The organism is Caballeronia udeis, assembly GCF_001544555.2.
GTDB classification, from domain to species: domain Bacteria; phylum Pseudomonadota; class Gammaproteobacteria; order Burkholderiales; family Burkholderiaceae; genus Caballeronia; species Caballeronia udeis.
This window is the reverse complement of the sequence record NZ_FCOK02000007.1, coordinates 149,230-166,822: the sequence shown is the minus strand read 5'-3', so window position 1 is coordinate 166,822 and position 17,593 is coordinate 149,230. Positions and strand designations below refer to the sequence as shown.

Annotated in this window: 12 protein-coding genes; 6 read left to right on the top strand and 6 right to left on the bottom strand. The window is 62.9% G+C overall.

All coding sequences use genetic code 11. The features are described 5' to 3' along the window. Positions 1-14 precede the first annotated feature (14 nt). Positions 15-560, bottom strand: coding sequence for an NUDIX hydrolase (locus tag AWB69_RS07915; protein ID WP_062084001.1), 546 nt, complete (start codon positions 558-560; stop codon positions 15-17). Between the two features lie 342 nt (positions 561-902). On the opposite strand from AWB69_RS07915, the gene AWB69_RS07910 reads away from it, so the two are divergent. The 3 genes from AWB69_RS07910 to moaE are packed head-to-tail and all read left to right on the top strand — an operon-like array spanning position 903 to position 2,903. Beyond that, complete coding sequence (locus AWB69_RS07910) at positions 903-2,168, top strand: molybdopterin molybdotransferase MoeA (RefSeq protein ID WP_231937017.1); 1,266 nt, start codon at positions 903-905, stop codon at positions 2,166-2,168. Positions 2,169-2,176: 8 nt separating this feature from the next. Further along, a complete protein-coding gene (gene moaD, locus AWB69_RS07905; protein ID WP_062083996.1) occupies positions 2,177-2,434 on the top strand; it encodes a molybdopterin converting factor subunit 1 in 258 nt (85 codons plus the stop codon). A 1-nt stretch (position 2,435) separates the two neighbouring features. After that, positions 2,436-2,903, top strand: a complete 468-nt coding sequence (moaE, locus tag AWB69_RS07900) for a molybdopterin synthase catalytic subunit MoaE (protein WP_062083994.1) — start codon at positions 2,436-2,438, stop codon at positions 2,901-2,903. A gap of 64 nt (positions 2,904-2,967) precedes the next feature. On the opposite strand, the gene AWB69_RS07895 is transcribed toward moaE, so the two are convergent. Further along, positions 2,968-3,597 (bottom strand): group III truncated hemoglobin, encoded by a 630-nt coding sequence (locus AWB69_RS07895; RefSeq protein ID WP_062083991.1) that lies wholly within the window; start codon positions 3,595-3,597, stop codon positions 2,968-2,970. A 569-nt stretch (positions 3,598-4,166) separates the two neighbouring features. Here AWB69_RS07895 and AWB69_RS07890 point away from each other — a divergent pair. Both AWB69_RS07890 and clpB read left to right on the top strand, forming a co-directional pair. Beyond that, positions 4,167-4,658, top strand: coding sequence for an Rrf2 family transcriptional regulator (locus AWB69_RS07890; RefSeq protein WP_062083989.1), 492 nt, complete (start codon positions 4,167-4,169; stop codon positions 4,656-4,658). Positions 4,659-5,009: 351 nt separating this feature from the next. Then, entirely contained in the window at positions 5,010-7,607 is a 2,598-nt protein-coding gene (gene clpB, locus AWB69_RS07885) for an ATP-dependent chaperone ClpB (protein ID WP_062083987.1), read from the top strand. Positions 7,608-7,722: 115 nt separating this feature from the next. Here clpB and AWB69_RS07880 read toward each other — a convergent pair whose 3' ends face one another. Together AWB69_RS07880 and AWB69_RS07875 are read right to left on the bottom strand one after the other, a co-directional pair. Beyond that, positions 7,723-8,172: a YidB family protein gene (locus tag AWB69_RS07880; RefSeq protein WP_062083979.1), complete on the bottom strand. Its 450-nt coding sequence runs from the start codon at positions 8,170-8,172 to the stop codon at positions 7,723-7,725. Between the two features lie 207 nt (positions 8,173-8,379). Further along, on the bottom strand, positions 8,380-8,988 hold the full coding sequence (locus AWB69_RS07875) for a ComEA family DNA-binding protein (protein ID WP_062083977.1): 609 nt from the start codon (positions 8,986-8,988) through the stop codon (positions 8,380-8,382). Positions 8,989-9,026: 38 nt separating this feature from the next. Here AWB69_RS07875 and AWB69_RS47525 point away from each other — a divergent pair, with 38 nt between their 5' ends. After that, positions 9,027-9,200: a hypothetical protein gene (locus tag AWB69_RS47525; RefSeq protein ID WP_156528771.1), complete on the top strand. Its 174-nt coding sequence runs from the start codon at positions 9,027-9,029 to the stop codon at positions 9,198-9,200. Between the two features lie 139 nt (positions 9,201-9,339). Here the strand turns inward: AWB69_RS47525 and pbpC are convergent, their stop codons facing one another. Together pbpC and AWB69_RS07865 are read right to left on the bottom strand one after the other, a co-directional pair. Next, positions 9,340-11,538, bottom strand: a complete 2,199-nt coding sequence (pbpC, locus tag AWB69_RS07870; RefSeq protein ID WP_062083975.1) for a penicillin-binding protein 1C — start codon at positions 11,536-11,538, stop codon at positions 9,340-9,342. Between the two features lie 4 nt (positions 11,539-11,542). Beyond that, positions 11,543-17,524, bottom strand: coding sequence for an Ig-like domain-containing alpha-2-macroglobulin family protein (locus tag AWB69_RS07865; RefSeq protein ID WP_062083973.1), 5,982 nt, complete (start codon positions 17,522-17,524; stop codon positions 11,543-11,545). Between the last annotated feature and the right edge of the window lie 69 nt (positions 17,525-17,593).

Below are 17,593 nucleotides of genomic sequence, written 5' to 3'. Positions count from 1 at the left end.
ATTCGGAGGGGCGCTCAGCCTTCGCGCAGTGAGCGGAAGATGTCGCCGGTATGCAGCGCGTAGTTGCCGGCAGCGCGGTCGGCGAAAAAGAAGCGCAGCGTCTGCCCGACCGTCGGGAAGGCGATTTCGTCCCAGGGGATGTCGCTCTCGTCGAAGAGCTTCACTTCGAGACTTTCCTCGCCTGCATCGATGTCGAGATCCAGCAGCCTGGCAAGGTAGAAGAGGTGCACCTGATGCACGTGCGGCACGTTCAGCAGCGTGAACAGGCTCTGGATTTCGACGCGCGCGCCGGCTTCCTCGAGCGTTTCGCGCGCGGCACCTTCGCTGGTGGTTTCGTCCATCTCCATGAAACCCGCCGGCAGGGTCCAGTAGCCGTAGCGCGGTTCGATTGCGCGCCGGCACAGCAGCACCTTGTCGTCCCAGACGGGCACGGTCCCGACCACGTTGCGCGGATTCTGATAATGCACCGTGCCGCAATTACCGCAAACGTAGCGCTGTCGGTTGTCGCCGGGCGGAATGCTCAGGCTGACCTCGTGGCCGCAGACGGAACAGAATTTCATAGGGGAGAAGTCTGAAAGTGTCGTGCGAGTGTATCACCGAGCTTGGGGCGAGCGGCAGCGCGGACGCCACGCGAAAAAGAGGTCGCGAAGCCAGGGTGCACGGTTGCGGTGCACGTCCGGGGGGCATGTTTGTCCTGCACTTGTCCGGATGGCCGATAAGCCCGGATCAGGCGTCGCCGGGCGGCCGCCTGGCCGGCGATTCTTGCTACCCTGGTTCTCGCTCCCCCGGTTCTCGCTCCCCGGTTCTCGCTGCCCCGGTTCTCGCTACAATAAGTGCTTCGGTTGCCGCGCTTTTCAGCGCTGACCATTTCACATTTCACGGCCAACACAAATCCCCCGACGATGTCCACCACGCCCGCCGCTTCACGCCCTCCAATGCTGTCGACCGCCGACGCACTCGCCACTTTGCTGGCGGCAGCGCGCCGGGTGGACGGCACACAAGCGGTTAATACCTTCGATGCGCTCGGGCGCGTGCTGGCCGCGGCGGTCGTGTCGCCGCTCGACGTACCGCCCATGCGCACCAGCTCCATGGACGGGTACGCGGTGCGAGCTGAAGATCTAGCCGGGGCGTCGGAATCGAACACTGTGACGCTACCTGTGTCGCAGCGCGTGCCGGCCGGCCAGACGGCCGAGCCGCTGGCCGCCGGCACGGTCGCGCGGATCTTCACCGGCGCCACCGTGCCGCCGGGCGCGGACACTATCGTGATGCAGGAAATGGTTCGCGCCGACAACGCCGGTGCGACCTTCTCGCACGTGCCGGCAGAGGGCGAATGGATCACGCAGCAAGGTGCCGATATCCGTCGCGGCTCGGTGATTCTGCCCGCCGGCGCGCGGCTTACGCCGCAGGCGCTGGGGCTCGCGGCATCGGTGGGAAGCGCTGCGTTTGAAGTAGTGCGCAAAGTGCGCGTAGCGGTGTTTTTTACCGGTGACGAACTGACCATGCCCGGTGAGCCGTTGCGCCCCGGCGCGATCTACAACTCGAACCGTTTCACGCTGTGTGCGTTGCTCGCCAAGCTCGGTTGCGACGTGACGGACCTCGGTATCGTGCCTGACCGGCTGGACGCAACCCGCGAAACCCTCCGGAGCGCGGCGCGCGAGCACGACCTGATCCTCACGTGCGGCGGTGTATCGGTCGGCGAGGAGGATCACGTGAAGCCGGCCGTGGAAGCGGAAGGGCGTATTTCCATGTGGCAGATCGCGATGAAACCCGGCAAGCCGCTCGCATTCGGCGCGGTGCGGCGCGAGGCGGCGGAGCCAAACGGCAGCGAGGCGTTTTTTATCGGATTGCCGGGAAATCCGGTGTCCAGCTTCTGCACGTTCCTTCTGTTCGTGCGTCCCTTCATCCTGCGGTTGGCGGGCGTGGAGGCAGTCGAGCCGCGCGTGTATGCCATGCGCGCCGATTTCACGCAGAAAAAGGGCGACCGGCGCAACGAATTCCTGCGCGCCCGCGTGAACGAAGCGGGTGGGCTCGACGTGTTCGGGAATCAAAGCTCGGCTGTGTTGACGTCCACGGTCTGGGGCGACGGTCTGATCGATAACCCGCCGGATCACGCCATCCAGGCCGGCGAGACCGTGCGTTTCATCCCGTTTTCAGAACTGATGCGTTGAAGGCAATCATGAAAGTCGAATTGAGATTTTTTGCGGGTGTGCGCGAAGCGCTCGGCGTGGCGAACGAGAGCGTGGACGTGCCGGACGGCGTATCCAGCGTCGGCGACGTAAGGGCGTGGTTGCGCATGCGCGGCGGGGCATGGGCGGAAACCCTCGCCGAGGGCCGCTCGTTGCGCATGGCGTGCAACCACGAAATGACAGACCCGGCGCGACGCATCACGGAAGGCTGCGAAGTCGCGTTTTTCCCGCCCGTCACGGGGGGCTGAAATGACCCGAGTCCGCGTGCAGGAAGCCGATTTCGATATCAGCACGGAAGTTGCCGCTCTACGCGCCGACAATCCCAAGGTGGGCGCTGTGGCGTGTTTTGTCGGCACGGTGCGGGACCTGAACGAGGGCCAAACCGTCCAGGCAATGGAGCTGGAACATTATCCTGGCATGACCGAAAAGGCCCTGGAGGCAATCGCGGCGCAGGCGCGGGAACGTTGGCCGGGTTCGGACGTGCTGATCGTGCATCGCGTGGGAAAGCTTTTGCCGCTCGACCAGATCGTGCTGGTTGTGACAACCGCCATGCACCGGGCGCAGGCGTTCGAATCGTGTGCGTTCGTGATGGATTACCTGAAGACGCAGGCGCCGTTCTGGAAGAAGGAAAAGACCGAACACGGCGAGAAATGGGTCGACGCCCGTGAATCCGACGACGCCGCGCTCGCGCGGTGGGACCCGGAGCCGGGAAAGTAATAGAAGCGGCGCTCAAGCTCGGGCGGGTTGCAGGCGGGCCCGGGAACGTCCGCTTATGCGTGGCTCATGCGTCGCTTGATTGGTTGCCTGAGCGGTTACTGGATTCGTCGCGCAGATCGGTGGCTTCCGCGCCCGACAGCCTGACCGAAAATGGCTGGCCGTGGCTCCGGTCGGGCAACTCCGTCTCCATAGCGGATTCATTCTCGCTGCTCCCCGTGCGCAGGCGTTTGAGCGACGCCATCAAAGCGCGTTGCGCGTCAGGAATCGCATAGTCCCAGCCGAATTTGCTCAGTTGCAGGCTTTGCGCAATACGCAGCGCCGGCTCCATGAACTGCACGGCCGCGGCGGGCTCGTAACGGGTGTTGACGGTATCGAGGAAAAGCGTGAGCCAGCGGGCGAAGTGCTGGGGTTCGATATCGCCGAGAGGCCGGTGCGCCTCTTGAACGTTGCCCCTATATCCCTTCGTGCCGAGCACGAGGCTCGACCAGAACGTTGTCATCTTCGCCAGATGCGCATCCCAGCGGCCGGCGAGTTCGCGGGCGAAGATCGGGCCGAGCAGCAGGTCGTCGTCGACACGCCGGTAGAATGCCTCGACCAGCTCCCGGATATTGGCTTCGTCGGGTTCCGCGGCGCGGACGAATGGCGTCGACGGTGTGTTCGGCTTGCTTGAAGGCTCAATCAGGGGTTGGGTCATGGGATTAGGGGATGACGGATTTCCGGGATTCGATGACACGGCTCAGTGGGGTATTCAGTCTCGCTGGCAAAACGCAGATCGTGGCCGCTAAATGTTAAATCGCTAAACGAGATGGCCAAAACGGGGCGTCAACCGGCCGGATATTAGTAAAATGCCCCGTAGGCTGGGCATTTGACGGAAACGGAAGAAACAACGAATCTATTGCAGGCCAGTGCCTATAAAACCAGCGCAATTAAATGGGCTGTCGTTAATAGGGCCAGTAGTGTGCCAAATGACGTTTTATTGACATCTGGCGGACTGCTTCTCATGATAATCGACGTTTTAATCGGGAAGCAGGGCTGCGCCAAGCGGCCGCTTGCCGCAGCGGTAGCCGGTGTTGGCCGGCAATTGGGCATACGGGTCGGGCCGGACATACACGGATCTGGCTCAGGTCGAGCGTGTACCTGGCGATCTGCGCCGTCTGCGGCCGTACTTTGTATCCGTGCGATTGAAGCTTTTACCAAGCACCGGACCGACGTGACCAGGCGATCGGCTCATGCGACTGATTACGCGAACTACGCGACCCACTCATGCGACTGACCGATTACACCGACTATTCGTTGCGCGTCATGCTCTATCTGGCCGTCCGGCCCGAGGGGCTGTCGACCATCCAGGAGATTTCCGACGCCTACGGGATCTCCAAGAACCATCTGATGAAGGTGGTGCAGCGGCTTGGGGAGTTGGGCTGGGTGGAAACCGTGCGCGGCCGTAACGGCGGCCTGAGGCTCGATCCGCGTACGCCGTTGCTGACCATCGGCGAGGTGGTGCGCAAGACGGAGAACGATTTTTCGATAGTCGGTTGTTTCGCCGATGAAAACGAGGCCCACCGGCATTGCGTGATCCAGTCCCACTGCCGGCTGCGGGGCGTATTCGCCGCCGCGCGCGATGCGTTCCTCGCGGAACTCGACCAGCACACCGTCGGGGACCTCGCGTCGCCGGCCGACGAACTGGCGGGCGTGCTCGGTATCGTGCGATTCATGCCGGCAGCGGCAGGCATAAATCGAATCGCCGGACATAGCTGACGGAGCTGCCCGATCTGCCTGGCCTGATTGATGCGCGTCGGTATCCAACGTCGCCAGCGCCGCCAGCGTCAGTTCTTCGATGCAGGTCAATCCCCGCCGCCGCGATCCGTTCACAATGACCCTGCGACGCCTGCGCGCGACGGACGCCAACCGGACGCCAACCGTTCGCCAACATGCCCAAGTGCTTCCGGCCGGCTGTTTTTGCGCATCACGAACCGCTCGACGGTATCAAGCGCGTCAATCCTTGTTCGAGCGTCATTTCGCAGAAAAGTGCGGTTTTTGGGTCGCTGAACGCTTGAAAGTGCCGGATCGCGCCTCATTTTGAACACATCCCGATTTGGAGGTCTCAATATGAGAATCGACAAGCTAACTACGAAGTTCCAGGAAGCACTGGCCGACGCGCAAAGTCTCGCCGTCGGCAATGACAACCAATACATAGAACCGGTTCACCTGCTTTCCGCGCTGATCGCGCAGCAGGACGGGTCGGCGCGCTCGCTGCTGTCGCAGGCTGGCGTGCAGGTCCAGGCGCTGCAAGCCGCGCTCAAGGACGCCATGGCGCGTCTGCCGCAAGTCCAGGGCACGGACGGCAACGTCCAGGTCAGCCGCGACCTCGCCGGCTTGCTGAACAGCGCCGACAAAGAGGCGCAAAAACTCAACGACACATTCATCGCAAGCGAGATGTACCTGCTCGCCATCGCCGATGACAAAGGCGAAGCCGGCCGTATCGCCAAGCAGCATGGTTTGACGCGCAAGGCGCTCGAAGCCGCGATCAATTCGGTTCGCGGCGGTGCCCAGGTGAATAGCCAGGACGCCGAAAGCCAGCGCGGCGCGCTGAAGAAATACACGGTCGACCTGACCGAGCGCGCGCGCGCCGGCAAGCTCGACCCGGTGATTGGCCGTGACGACGAAATCCGTCGCTCAATCCAGATCCTGCAACGCCGCACGAAGAACAATCCGGTGCTGATTGGTGAGCCGGGCGTGGGCAAGACCGCGATTGTGGAAGGTCTCGCGCAGCGGATCGTGAACGGCGAAGTGCCGGAATCGCTGAAGAGCAAGCGCGTGCTGTCGCTCGACATGGCCGCGTTGCTGGCCGGTGCCAAGTATCGCGGAGAATTCGAGGAGCGGCTCAAATCCGTGCTCAGCGATATTGCCAAGGACGAAGGCCAGACCATCGTTTTCATCGATGAAATCCACACCATGGTGGGTGCCGGCAAAGCCGAAGGCGCCATGGACGCGGGCAACATGCTGAAGCCGGCGCTTTCGCGCGGCGAGCTGCATTGCATCGGCGCAACGACGCTCGACGAGTACCGGAAATACATCGAAAAGGACGCGGCGCTCGAACGCCGGTTCCAGAAGGTGCTGGTCGACGAACCGTCGGTGGAAGCGACCATCGCGATCCTGCGCGGCCTGCAGGAAAAGTACGAACTGCATCACGGCGTGGAAATCACCGATCCGGCTATTGTCGCGGCGGCGGAATTGTCGCATCGCTATATCACGGACCGTTTTCTCCCCGATAAGGCCATCGACCTGATCGACGAAGCTGCGTCCAAGATCAAGATGGAAATTGATTCGAAGCCCGAAGAGATGGACCGGCTCGATCGCCGGTTGATCCAGTTGAAGATCGAGCGCGAAGCCGTCAAGAAGGAAAAGGACGAGGCATCGCAGAAGCGCCTGCAGTTGATCGAGGAGGAAATCGAGCGGCTGGATCGCGAGTATTCCGATCTCGAGGAAATCTGGATGGCGGAGAAAGCCGCCGTGCAGGGCAGTGCGACGCTGAAGGAAGAGATCGAGAAGGTGCGCGCGGACATCGTGCGTCTGCAGCGTGAAGGCAAGCTCGAGAAGGTCGCCGAATTGCAGTACGGCAAGCTGCCCGAACTCGAGACGCAACTGAAGCAGGTCACGCAGGCCGAGACCGCGGAACAAAGCAATCCTACGCGGCCGCGCTTGCTGCGCACGCAAGTGGGCGCCGAGGAAATCGCGGAAGTGGTGTCGCGGTCCACCGGCATTCCCGTGTCGCGGATGATGCAGGGCGAGCGCGAGAAGCTGTTGCAGATCGAAGGCAAGCTGCACGACCGCGTGGTGGGTCAGGATGAAGCGATCGGTGCGGTCGCCGATGCTATTCGCCGCTCGCGCGCCGGGTTGTCGGACCCGAACCGTCCGTACGGTTCGTTCCTGTTCCTTGGGCCGACGGGTGTGGGCAAGACCGAGTTGTGCAAGGCGCTCGCCGCGTTCCTGTTCGATTCGGAGGATCACCTGATCCGTATCGACATGAGCGAGTTCATGGAGAAGCACAGCGTCGCGCGGCTGATCGGTGCGCCGCCGGGTTATGTCGGTTATGAGGAAGGCGGTTACCTGACCGAACTGGTGCGTCGCAAGCCCTACAGCGTGATCCTGCTCGATGAAATCGAGAAGGCGCATCCGGATGTGTTCAACGTGCTGCTGCAGGTGCTCGACGACGGCCGCATGACCGACGGGCAGGGCCGCACCGTGGACTTCAAGAACACGGTGATCGTGATGACGTCGAATCTTGGCTCGCACGTGATCCAGTCGATGGTCGGAGAGCCGCACGAAGCAGTGAAGGAGGCCGTCTGGGAAGAGGTCAAGCTGCACTTCCGGCCGGAGTTCCTGAACCGGATTGACGACGTCGTGGTGTTCCATTCGCTCGACCGGAACAACATCCAGTCGATCGCGAAGATCCAGTTGCAGCGGCTGCATGATCGGCTCGCGAAGTTGGAGATGCAACTCGACGTGTCGGAGGCCGCGCTGGAACATATCGGCAAGGTGGGTTACGACCCGGTGTTCGGCGCACGGCCGTTAAAGCGCGCGATCCAGCAGCAGATCGAGAACCCGGTCGCGAAGCTGATCCTGGCCGGCAAGTTCGGACCGAAGGACGTGATCCCCGTCGATATGCGGGATGGCGAGCTGGTGTTCGATCGCGTCGTGCATTAAGAGGTGCATTGACGGCGCCCGACGAAGCAGGCCGGGCGTTGTTCTTCGCAGCAAAAAGGGGCAACGGAGTGATCCGTTGCCCCTTTTTTAATACAGGAGACCAGGCCGGGAACCCTTAGGCCTTCGGTTCTTCGCCCTTGCCGAACAGGCCCGCCAGACCGCCGAGACCACCGAGCGAACCCAGCAGGCTGCCCACGTCCAGCTGGCCGTTCGCCGGCACCTGGCCGTCCGGCGTTGCGTGGTTCACGAGATGCGGCAGCACCGTAGCCAACATGCCCGACACCTGGTCGCCGGACAGACCGGCTTTCTGTGCGATCTGGCTGACCGCGTCAGAGCCGAGCACGTTGGTCACGGTGTCCGGGCTGATCGGCTTGTTTTCGCCGTTGCCGACCCAGGACGAGACGATGTCGCCCGCGCCGTTTTCATGAAAACGCTGAATCAAGCCGTTCAGGCCGCCGGGCTGATTGTTGACGAACTCCATCGCCGCGGCGATCAGGCCGGACTGTGCGCCGCCGCCTTGAGGCGAATTGCCGAAGGAGGAGGCGAGGGTATCGAGTAGGCTCATGGCTGTCTCACTTGAAAACGATGCTGGTTAAATGCCGTCCGGCGTCATGCTGGTTGGCCTCTGCCGGGCGGAAAACGTGCCGTCCGTTAAGGAACGGCCAGAGTGTTTCTGCTGCAAGGCGACCTCGCTGGCCTGAATCCTGAATCCGAGCTGCGCGTTGATGGCCGTTCCACGCTCGGGATCCAGTGCCGAAATGCGTCGCCGTCCTCAGTTTGCCGCCGCGTCGCTCGCGGCTTTCTTTTTCTTGGACTTCTTAGACGCCTTGGCGCCGCTCGCGCCCGAGGCAGCATCGGCCGTCGCCGTTGTTGTTGTGGCCGTGCTCGAGCTGGCTGCTGCGCTGGCCTTGGCTTTTTTGCCCTTCTTGCCCTTGGTCGTGGAAGCCGCGTCTGCCGTTGTTGCCGGCGTCACCGCGGGTGTTGTGGCCGTGGTTGCGGCCGGCGACGTGGCGGCGGTCGCGGCCGTGGACGGCTTCACTGTCGATTTTGCGGGAGCCGCTGCCCCGGCGCTGGTGGCCGCCGGTGTCTTTTCCTTCGTACCGGTCGGCGGCGCTGACGAACCGCCAATGGTCAGCCCGGCCTGCTCCAGGTTCGTCACGGACTTCGTGCCGAGGCCTTTCACGCGGTTGGCGAGATCGTCGGCGTCCTTGAACGGGCCATTCTTCGTCCGTTCGTCGATGATCGCCTTCGACTTCACCGGCCCAAGCCCCTTTACGCCTTCAAGCGAGGTTTGGTCCGCCGTATTCACGTCGACGGCCGCAAACGCGACACCCATCGACAACGCAAGGGCCAGAAACAGCATCAACAGCTTCTTAAGCATGACAAGTGCTCCAGGTTGAAAAACAAAAGGAGGAATCGATGTCGGCCTTACTGGAAGCCTGGCCAGAAAGCCCAACAAGCATAGGACAAAATGCGGGTCAGGATAATGGCAGCGACATTCGTCTGGCGTGGACGGGATTATTTTTTACAACAATGCCGGCTATTATTTTGCCGGTTGCACCCAATCCGCTGTCCGGTTTCGATTTCATTTAGCGATTATCACCAGACTCATGGCGGATGGGGCGGATCAGATCAGATTTAACGTTCTCCGGATATAGGCTTGGCGGAATGGACGCTATCGCGGATTTGATTCTCGCTTTGATTCCTGCTTTGATTCCTGCTTTGAGTCCTATCAACCTTTTGCCTTGATTTTGGCAAACGCGCCGCGTACTTCGAATTTCACGGAATCGACCACCACGCCCTGGCGGTCGACCAGTTCCAGCGTATGATGCCCGGGCCACGGCAGCCACGCCATTCGTGCCATTTGGGCGGAAGGTCCGGCCGCTTTGCCGTCCAGCCGCCACACACTGCCCGCTGGCGCACCTTGCGCGCTCTCGAACCAGACCCGCTGGCGTGTGGCCGGAATGTCGGGATCGAGTGCGAAAATAGTGCCGTCGGTGGGAGAGGCGATCCGGGCGGTGCCGTTGCGTACGGCCGCGCCTTCCGCATTCGCCGACAACGCGATCCGCGACATTTGCGTGCCGCTCAGGAACCAGTCGTCGCGCGCCGGTTCGATGTCGTTTTGATAAACGATATTCGCGCGCACCACGCCCGGCGGCACGACCGGCGGCCGGCTGGGCGTGCGCCGGTGCAGGTAGTTGACCAGCGCGGCCCATACGGGCGCGGCGCCCGTGACGCCGGAGACATCCCACATGGGCGCGCCATCCGCGTTGCCGACCCACACGCCCACCGTATAACGGGACGTGTAGCCGACTGCCCAGTTGTCGCGCATGTCCTTGCTCGTGCCGGTTTTCACAGCGCTGAAAAAGCGCGTGGCAAGCACGCTGTCGAAGCCGAAGGTGCGCGTGCGCGCGTTGTTATCGGCGAGGATGTTCGTCACGATAAAGCTGGCTTGCGGGCTGAAAACGCGTGTGCCGGGAGGCGTCGGAGCACGAGCCGGCAGGTCGGACATTGGCCCGGTGAGACCGCCGTTTGCGAGCGTCCGGTAAGCGTTCGTGAGTGTCGCCAGCGTCACGTCGGCGCTGCCGAGCGCGAGGCTGAAGCCGTAGTAATCACCGGCTTGTGTGAGCGGAAGACCGAGCGAGACCAGTGTTTTCGCGAACCGGTGCGGCGTGACCATCACCAGCGTGCGTACGGCCGGCACATTCAGCGACGACCCCAGCGCCGTGCGCATGCTTACCCAGCCCTTGAAATCGTGATCGTAGTTTTGCGGGATATACAACCCGCCGCCGGTGGCAAGATCGAGCGGGGCGTCGTCGAGTAAAGACGCGGGCGTGAGGCGCTTTTCGTCGATAGCCTGAGCGTACAGGAACGGCTTCAGCGTCGAGCCGGCCTGGCGCAGCGCGACGACTGCATCAACCTCCGGTGCGTTCGACAATCCTCCCGCCGAGCCGACCCACGCCAGAATCTCGCCGCTGCGGTTGTCGATGACGATCGCAGCGCCGTCGTGCACATTGCGCTGATGAGCACGCGAGTTGAGTTCGACCAAGGTGCGAGCGAGGGAATCGCGAGCGAAGCGTTGCAGTGAGGCGTCGAGCGTCGACCGGACGCGCGCGCCCGCTGCCGGATGCACTTCGCCAGCCACACGGCGCGCAAAGTGCGGGGCGAGCGCGTCGTAATCCAGGGACCGCGGCGAGGCGGACGCGGTGCGCGTGAGCGTCAATTGCACGTAGCTGTCGAGGTTCGCGCAAGGGTCCATATTCGATGGCCGCGCCCGGCTCATGTCCCGCAAAATCCCGCACGCCCGCGCCGATACCTTCGCATAATTCGCATTCGGCGCACGCACCAGTGCGGCCGTGAGCGCGGCTTCGCGCTCGTTCAGCCCGGACGGAAGTTTGCCGAACAAGGTCTGCGACAACGCCGACAAACCCACGATCTCGCCGCGAAACGGCACGAGATTGAGATAGGCCTCGAGAATCTGGTCCTTGCGCCAGGCATGATCGAGCCACAACGCGCCGACCGTCTGGGTCGCTTTCTCGCCTATTGAACGGCGTCCCGGCCGGTGATCTTCATCGATCAGGCCGGTCAGTTGCATGGTCACCGTCGACGCTCCGCGCGTACGCGTGTTCCACAGGTTCGCCCAGGCCGCCGCCGCCGCGCCGCGCCAATCCACGCCGCTGTGCTCGTAAAACCGCTTGTCCTCCGACACGACAATTGCCTCGCGCAATGCCGGCGACACATCCTGCAACGCGACCCAGTCGCCGCGCCGTTCGGTTGTGTCGATACGCGTGCGCTGCAGCGGTTCACCATCGCGGGCGAGCAGCACCCAGTCGGAACTGCGCCAACTCGCGCGTACTTCGTCGAAGCTCGGCAGTGCGTAAGCCGAGCTTGCAAGCACGCAACCGATCAGGGCGAGGGCGGCGCGTTTCATTGCGTTACTTGGCGGCGGCCAGGGGTGCAACGACCATCGCTGCGTTTGGAATCGCGCCGAACACCGAGGGTGCATAGAGCGCCTCCACACGCGTGGGCGGCAGCCCAAATGTCCCGGCGCTGTTCAGCCGGACCGTGTACTCCACCTGCAATTTCCCCTTCGGCAGATAGTCGTAATACGCGCGATAGCCGTCAAAACCACGCTCGACAAACGCCGGCCACGCACCTTGCGGGCTCTTTTCACCCTCGGTAGCCACTTCCGAATCGCGGCCGAGGCCCGAGCCGAGGATCGTTGCGCCGGCCGGGATCGGATCGTTGATGACCACCCATGTCATATCGCTTTGGGCGTCGATGTCGAGATGCACACGCACGATGTCACCACGCGAGAGCGTGCCTTTGACTGCCGGATCGATCGGCGTGATGGTTTTCGTGATCCGATACCCCGCCGCGAACGGCGCTTTCAACGCGACCGCCGCGAGGCTCTCGATGGTCGCCCACGGTTTGCCGCTGCCTTCCCGCGTCAGGTTGAGCGTACCGGAGGCCCAAGGCAGCGTAACGCTGCGCGGATTCGCAGGCGAGGCGGGCGCGTTCCACGCTACGGCTTTCTCCGTCGCACCAAGCGCCACGCGCGTCTGGCCGCTTACCGGCGTGTTTTCGAACACGCGGGAAAAGCGCTGCACCGCGAGCTTGCCCCACAGGTTCGACGTCGTGGTCTGCCATGCGCCGTTCGTCTGCAACGCGAGCAAACCGCCGATCAGGCGCGGCATCTCGTCTTTCCACGCGGGGTTATCGGCGAAGATCAATGCCGTGCGTGCCGCATTCGATTCGGTGCCGGTCATGAGCCAGTAGAGATCGTCGTCGGCGGCGGTGGAGAAGGTCAGGCGCGTGCCCGAATACGTCAGGCGTGCCCGCAGGATCTGCTCCACCTGAGCGCGCTGGTCGTCGCGTTGCGCAATGCCGTCGACACGCGAAAGGATCGAGTAGTAGTCGAGCAGGGCGGACGTCGGCCATTGATTCGGCGCGATCGTGATCGAACCGAGCATGCGCGGCGCGGCCAGCCCGTACCGCGACAATGCTTCAATCGCGGAGAGTTTCACGAAGTCCAGGTCCTGGCGCGGCGACCAGAACTTCCGCTCGATCTTGCCTTCCACGAAGTTCGTCAACGCAGCCGCGAGCTTGTCGCGCAGGTCGTCGGGCAGCGCGAAGCGGGGATCGGCTTTTGACGCTTCATCGCTGACGGCGAGCAGATAGGCCGACAACGCCGGACTGCCGTAAGGCCTTGAATCGTCTGAGGGCGGGAAGTAGTTGGCGAGCCCGTCGCTGTCCAGATACGACGGCATCCGCGCGATCACCGTCTGCCATTGCGTGAGGTCGTCGAGACCCAGCGCACGTGACGTTTGCTGCTCGAGGCAGCTATACGGATAACGCTCGAACCAGCGTCGCACACCCGGCAGGCCATTGGCGAGTTTGGGCTGCAACGTCACGGCAATGCCGCCGCGAATCTGTCCATCAGCCGATGCCACCGCGGTCTCCGGCGGCGCTATGGGCAACGCGAACGTGCCGTCGACCTGGGTGATCGTTGCTTGCTGCACGGTCACGGGAATCGCAGCCACCACGCGCTGCGTGAGTTTGACGGCGTCTGCGGCCTTCGGGCCGCCTTGTTCCGCGGCGCTCACTACCCAGTTCAACGCGCCCGTTGCAGCCATGCCAACAGCATCCGGCGTCTTCACGTCCCACATGATTTCCTGCGATGAATCCGGCGCCAGCGTCACGTTCTGCGCGGGGAGATCGAGCGAAGGAACCTGCGGCGTGACGACGACCTGCATCGTGCGTGCGGTCGTATTGCGCAGCGTGAACAGCGCGCGGAACTGGTCACCCACGCGCACGAGCGGCGGCAGGCCCGAGATCAACTGCAGGTCCTGCGTGCTGCGTATCGATGCACTGCCGGTGCCGAATTGACCCGCGCCCACGGCTCCGATCGCGACAATACGGAAGCTCGTCAACGCGTCGTTGAGCGGCACGTCGACTGTTGCTTCGCCGTTAGCATCGAGCGTCACGCGTGGGTTCCACAGCAAGAGCGTGTCGAACAGTTCGCGGGTCGCGCTGTGTCCGCCGCCACCGCCCGCCGGCACGGCTTTGCGCCCGAAGTGACGGCGTCCGATGATCTCCATTTGCGCCGTCGATGTCTCCACGCCATACGCGCGCCGCTGCAGCATGGCGTCGAGCACGTTCCAGCTTTGATTCGGCATCAGTTCGAGCAGGGCTTCATCCACAGCGGCGAGCGCGATCTGCGTGCCAGCCGGAGCAGGCTTGCCGCCCGGCAGCGTCACGCGGACTTTCACATGCGCCTTCGAGCGCACGGCATACGTATTCGCATCCGGCGTTACCGTCACGCCAAGCTTGTGCGCCGCTGTTCCCACCTTGATCTCGCCTAGCCCGTAACGGAACGCAGGCTTCGACAAATCGACCAGCGCGGTAGGCGCTTCATACTGCCGCCCTTCGTACCAGAACGCGTGCACCCAATCGAGTGGCGCTTTCCAGCCCCACGTGAAGAACGAATACCACGGTACTTCGTGAATCCGCCCGCGTATCGCGAGCACGGAGACGTACACGTTCGGCCCCCACGTGTCCTGCACTTTCAATTCGATGGTCGGGTTCTTGCCGTCCAGTTCCACGACCTTCGTTTCCACGATCCCCTCGCGCTCCACCGCCACCAGCGCGGTCGCGAAGCGGAACGGCATGCGCACCTGGAAGCGGGCGGTTTCACCGGGTTCATAGCTTGTCTTTTCAGGCAGCACGTCGATCCGGTCGGTGTTTTCGCCGCCGAACCAGAGCTGATCTTCGCGCGTGACCCAGATCGAGGTGGTCGCGTTTGCTACACGGCCATCCCCGTCCTTGGCGATGGCGATCAGGTCGACATTGCCTGCCTCCTTGAGTTTTGCATCGCAGGAAAGCAGGCCGTGATCGTCGCTCTTGCCGCTGCATAGCGTGCCGAGGTCCTTGGTCTCCGTGTGGTTGTCGTATGCGTAGAAACCGCCGACCATCCGTTTGCGGGAGCTCGTCATGGTGCGCGCAACGCCACGGATTTCCAGCGCCACACCTGCTCGCGGCTTGCCTTGCAAGTCGACGGCGAGCGCCTGCACCGGCACCGCATTGCCAACCGATACCCAGTCGCCCGCCTTGATGCCGGCGGCAACCGCCGCGGGCCAGAGCGTGGCGTTGCCGCGCAGCGTCTGGATCTCGCCGTTGGGGTCCGCGAAGGTCGCCTCCAGCGCCAGTTGTTTCGGCGCTTCCACTATGGGCAGCGATTTTAGCGTGAGGGTTCCTGCGCCGTTGCGATCGAGCGTAAGCGCGGTTTTATCGGCGATGAGCTTGGCTGTGGACGTATCTTCCTGCGCGTTGCTGTTGTCATCGTCCCCCTCGGTTGCGGGCGCGCTGGCGCCGTCATCGGTGGGCTTCTTGTACGGCGCGAAGCTGAACGATTCGAACTGCGAAGCAAAAGAGGGTGACGTGTCTTTCATCAATGCAGACACCTGCACCGGCAGGTTCGATGCCGGTCCACCAGACACATATTCAATCTGCACCGCCAGCGGCGCAGTTGTCGCGGCCACCAGCGCGCCGGTCTTTTGATCGCGAATACCGATTGATCCCTTGAACACCGGCAGGCGGAATTCCTCCACGCGGAAATTGCCTGTTTCGATGCTCATGTGCCCGGCAGAATTCTGATCGCCACCGCTGTTATCGCTATCGTCGTCCGAGTTCGTCGAGCCGTCATCGAGCGTCACGCTGTATTCGCCGAGCTTCGCGGCGGCCGGAATCGGGAAGGTTGAATCCGCGCTCCGGTCGGCCGCCCATTTGAGCGGCAGATGATAGGTCTGGCCGCTGCCCTCATGACGGATCGTCACGCGCAATGGCAGATGCGAGGGGAACGCAAAACCAGTGAGCGTCTCCTCGCGCATCAAGTGTTTCATCGATACCGTTTCGCCCGCGCGCAGCAGCGTCCGGTCGAACACGGTCGTGGCGCGTGTGGTTTGATCGCGGCTCATGTCGGTAGGCACATTGAAGCGCCACGATTCAATCCCGCGATTCCAGTCCGAACGCACGAACGCCATGTCCGGGCCAGTCTTCGGATCATCGACGCGTGCGGAGACGAAGAAGCCCGAGTAGTCGAGGCTGTTTTCATCGCAAGTGCTTACCGACGCCAGCGGTTTGCCGATCGTGGCAATGCCATGCGCATCGGTTTTCGCGGCGGCGAGCTGTTCGCCGTTGCAATCCGTCACGCGCACTTGCGCGTTCGGCACGGGTTTGCCGCTATCGAGGGCAGTCACCCAGACAATGCTGTTTTCGCGGCCCTGCTTGAAGTGCACGCCAAGGTTGGTGACAAGTACGGCAGTGCGCACATACATGTCCTGCTGTTTGCCGAGCAACGATGCACCCAGCGCCGGCGACGCCAGTTCGACCACGTAAAAACCCGGTTTCGGCAGCGGAATGCCGACCACTTCAAAAGGGCGCAGCGCCTTCGGATCGGCTTGCGGCACGCTCAGGGTTTCAACGCCCGGTTGCTTCGCAAGCAGGGACAGCGAACGAATATCGATCTGAGGATCTTTGGCCGTGCTGCCCGGCGCGTAGACCGGTTTGATGCCGTTGCTTAGCGCCTGCGGCATTTCCTCCTTGATCTGCGAGACGGACATGGAGAAGCCATCGAAACGATCGACGGTTTTCATCCATCGACGGATATCGGTATCCGCATCGACGCGCAGTTTCGTCACGCTAGATGAGCCCGCATTGAGCCCGTTCACCTTCAGGTCGGCTTCCACATGGCGCAGCGTGACGGGCAACATGGCGGGCATGTTCGGCTCGGCGAAACGCTCGATGATCCCGAATGTCGACGATGAAAACTTGGCGAGCGGCGGCATGGGCGCCGTCGATGTCTTCAGCGGAAAAAGGTCCGCGTTCGAGAGCGGGCGGCCGCTTGAATCCTTGAGTCCCGCCGGCAGTTCTATCGATAAATCCGCGTGTTCGGGCAAGGGCGCCGCGAACTGGACGGTCGTGATGTCGTTGTCCTTTTCATCGGGATCAAATTGCGGCGCCGTTGTGCCGCCCGGTCCGTGCAACGTGATCTTTTGGGCGTCCGCACGCGGCACGGGAGAGCTGAAGCGGATGCGCAGCGGGCGCAACGGCGTGCAGGGCGCTTTGGCGTTTTCGCGTTCGCACGAGAAGCTGGCGGTGAAGGGTTCGCGGACATCGAAGTCGAAGCGCTTCTCGACGTCGTTCGCGAGGCCGCCCGGGCCGGCGACGCCCACGCCGTACACGAGTTGCATCTTGGTCGCGGACGGCAGGGTTTGCTGACAGGCGAGCGTGAGCACGCGTGCGCTATCTTTTTCGAGGCGGAAGTGTTTGAGGAGGGCGGTGCGAGAGGTGGCGTCGACTGTCTTCACGGGAATCCGGTTGCCCAATCCATTCGATTCGCACCAGATGTTTTGCAACGCGGATGCTTCTGTCGCGGGGCCGTTCAGGCGCAGGACGAAGATCTGGTTTTCTTCTATCTCGCCGCCATCGGGCATGACCCGCGTGACAAACGGGCCACCGGTTTCGAAGCCGAACTGCCGTGGACCGGTGAGCGCGTTGCCCGCGGTGGACTTGAGTCCGTCGACCAGCGCGACCGAGCAGCGCATACCGGGCGTGAGGTCTTGGGTGAAATCGAAGGCCCAGGTTTTATCGTCGATCCAGTGGCCGGAACCTGTTGATGCTCCGCCGCTGCAGTGGACCTGGGCGGGAGCCTTGGCCGCGGGGTCGCCGAACGCGATCATGGCTTCGTCGAATTTGACGACCACCTCGCGGACCTGCGTGACCTTGCCTTGCGGCGACACGCTCAGCGTGCGGGCCGCGTCGGCGCGGTGTGTGGCGCCTGCCAAGCCAATGGTGAGCAAGGAGACGGCGGCGAGCGCCGCCAGCGGCCAGCGTTGTTCTTTTGTGACGCGCATCATCGCACTCGCTCCAGGATGGCCAAAACGCTGGCGATTCTACCGGAGTGTTACGTCATGCTTGCTAACTCT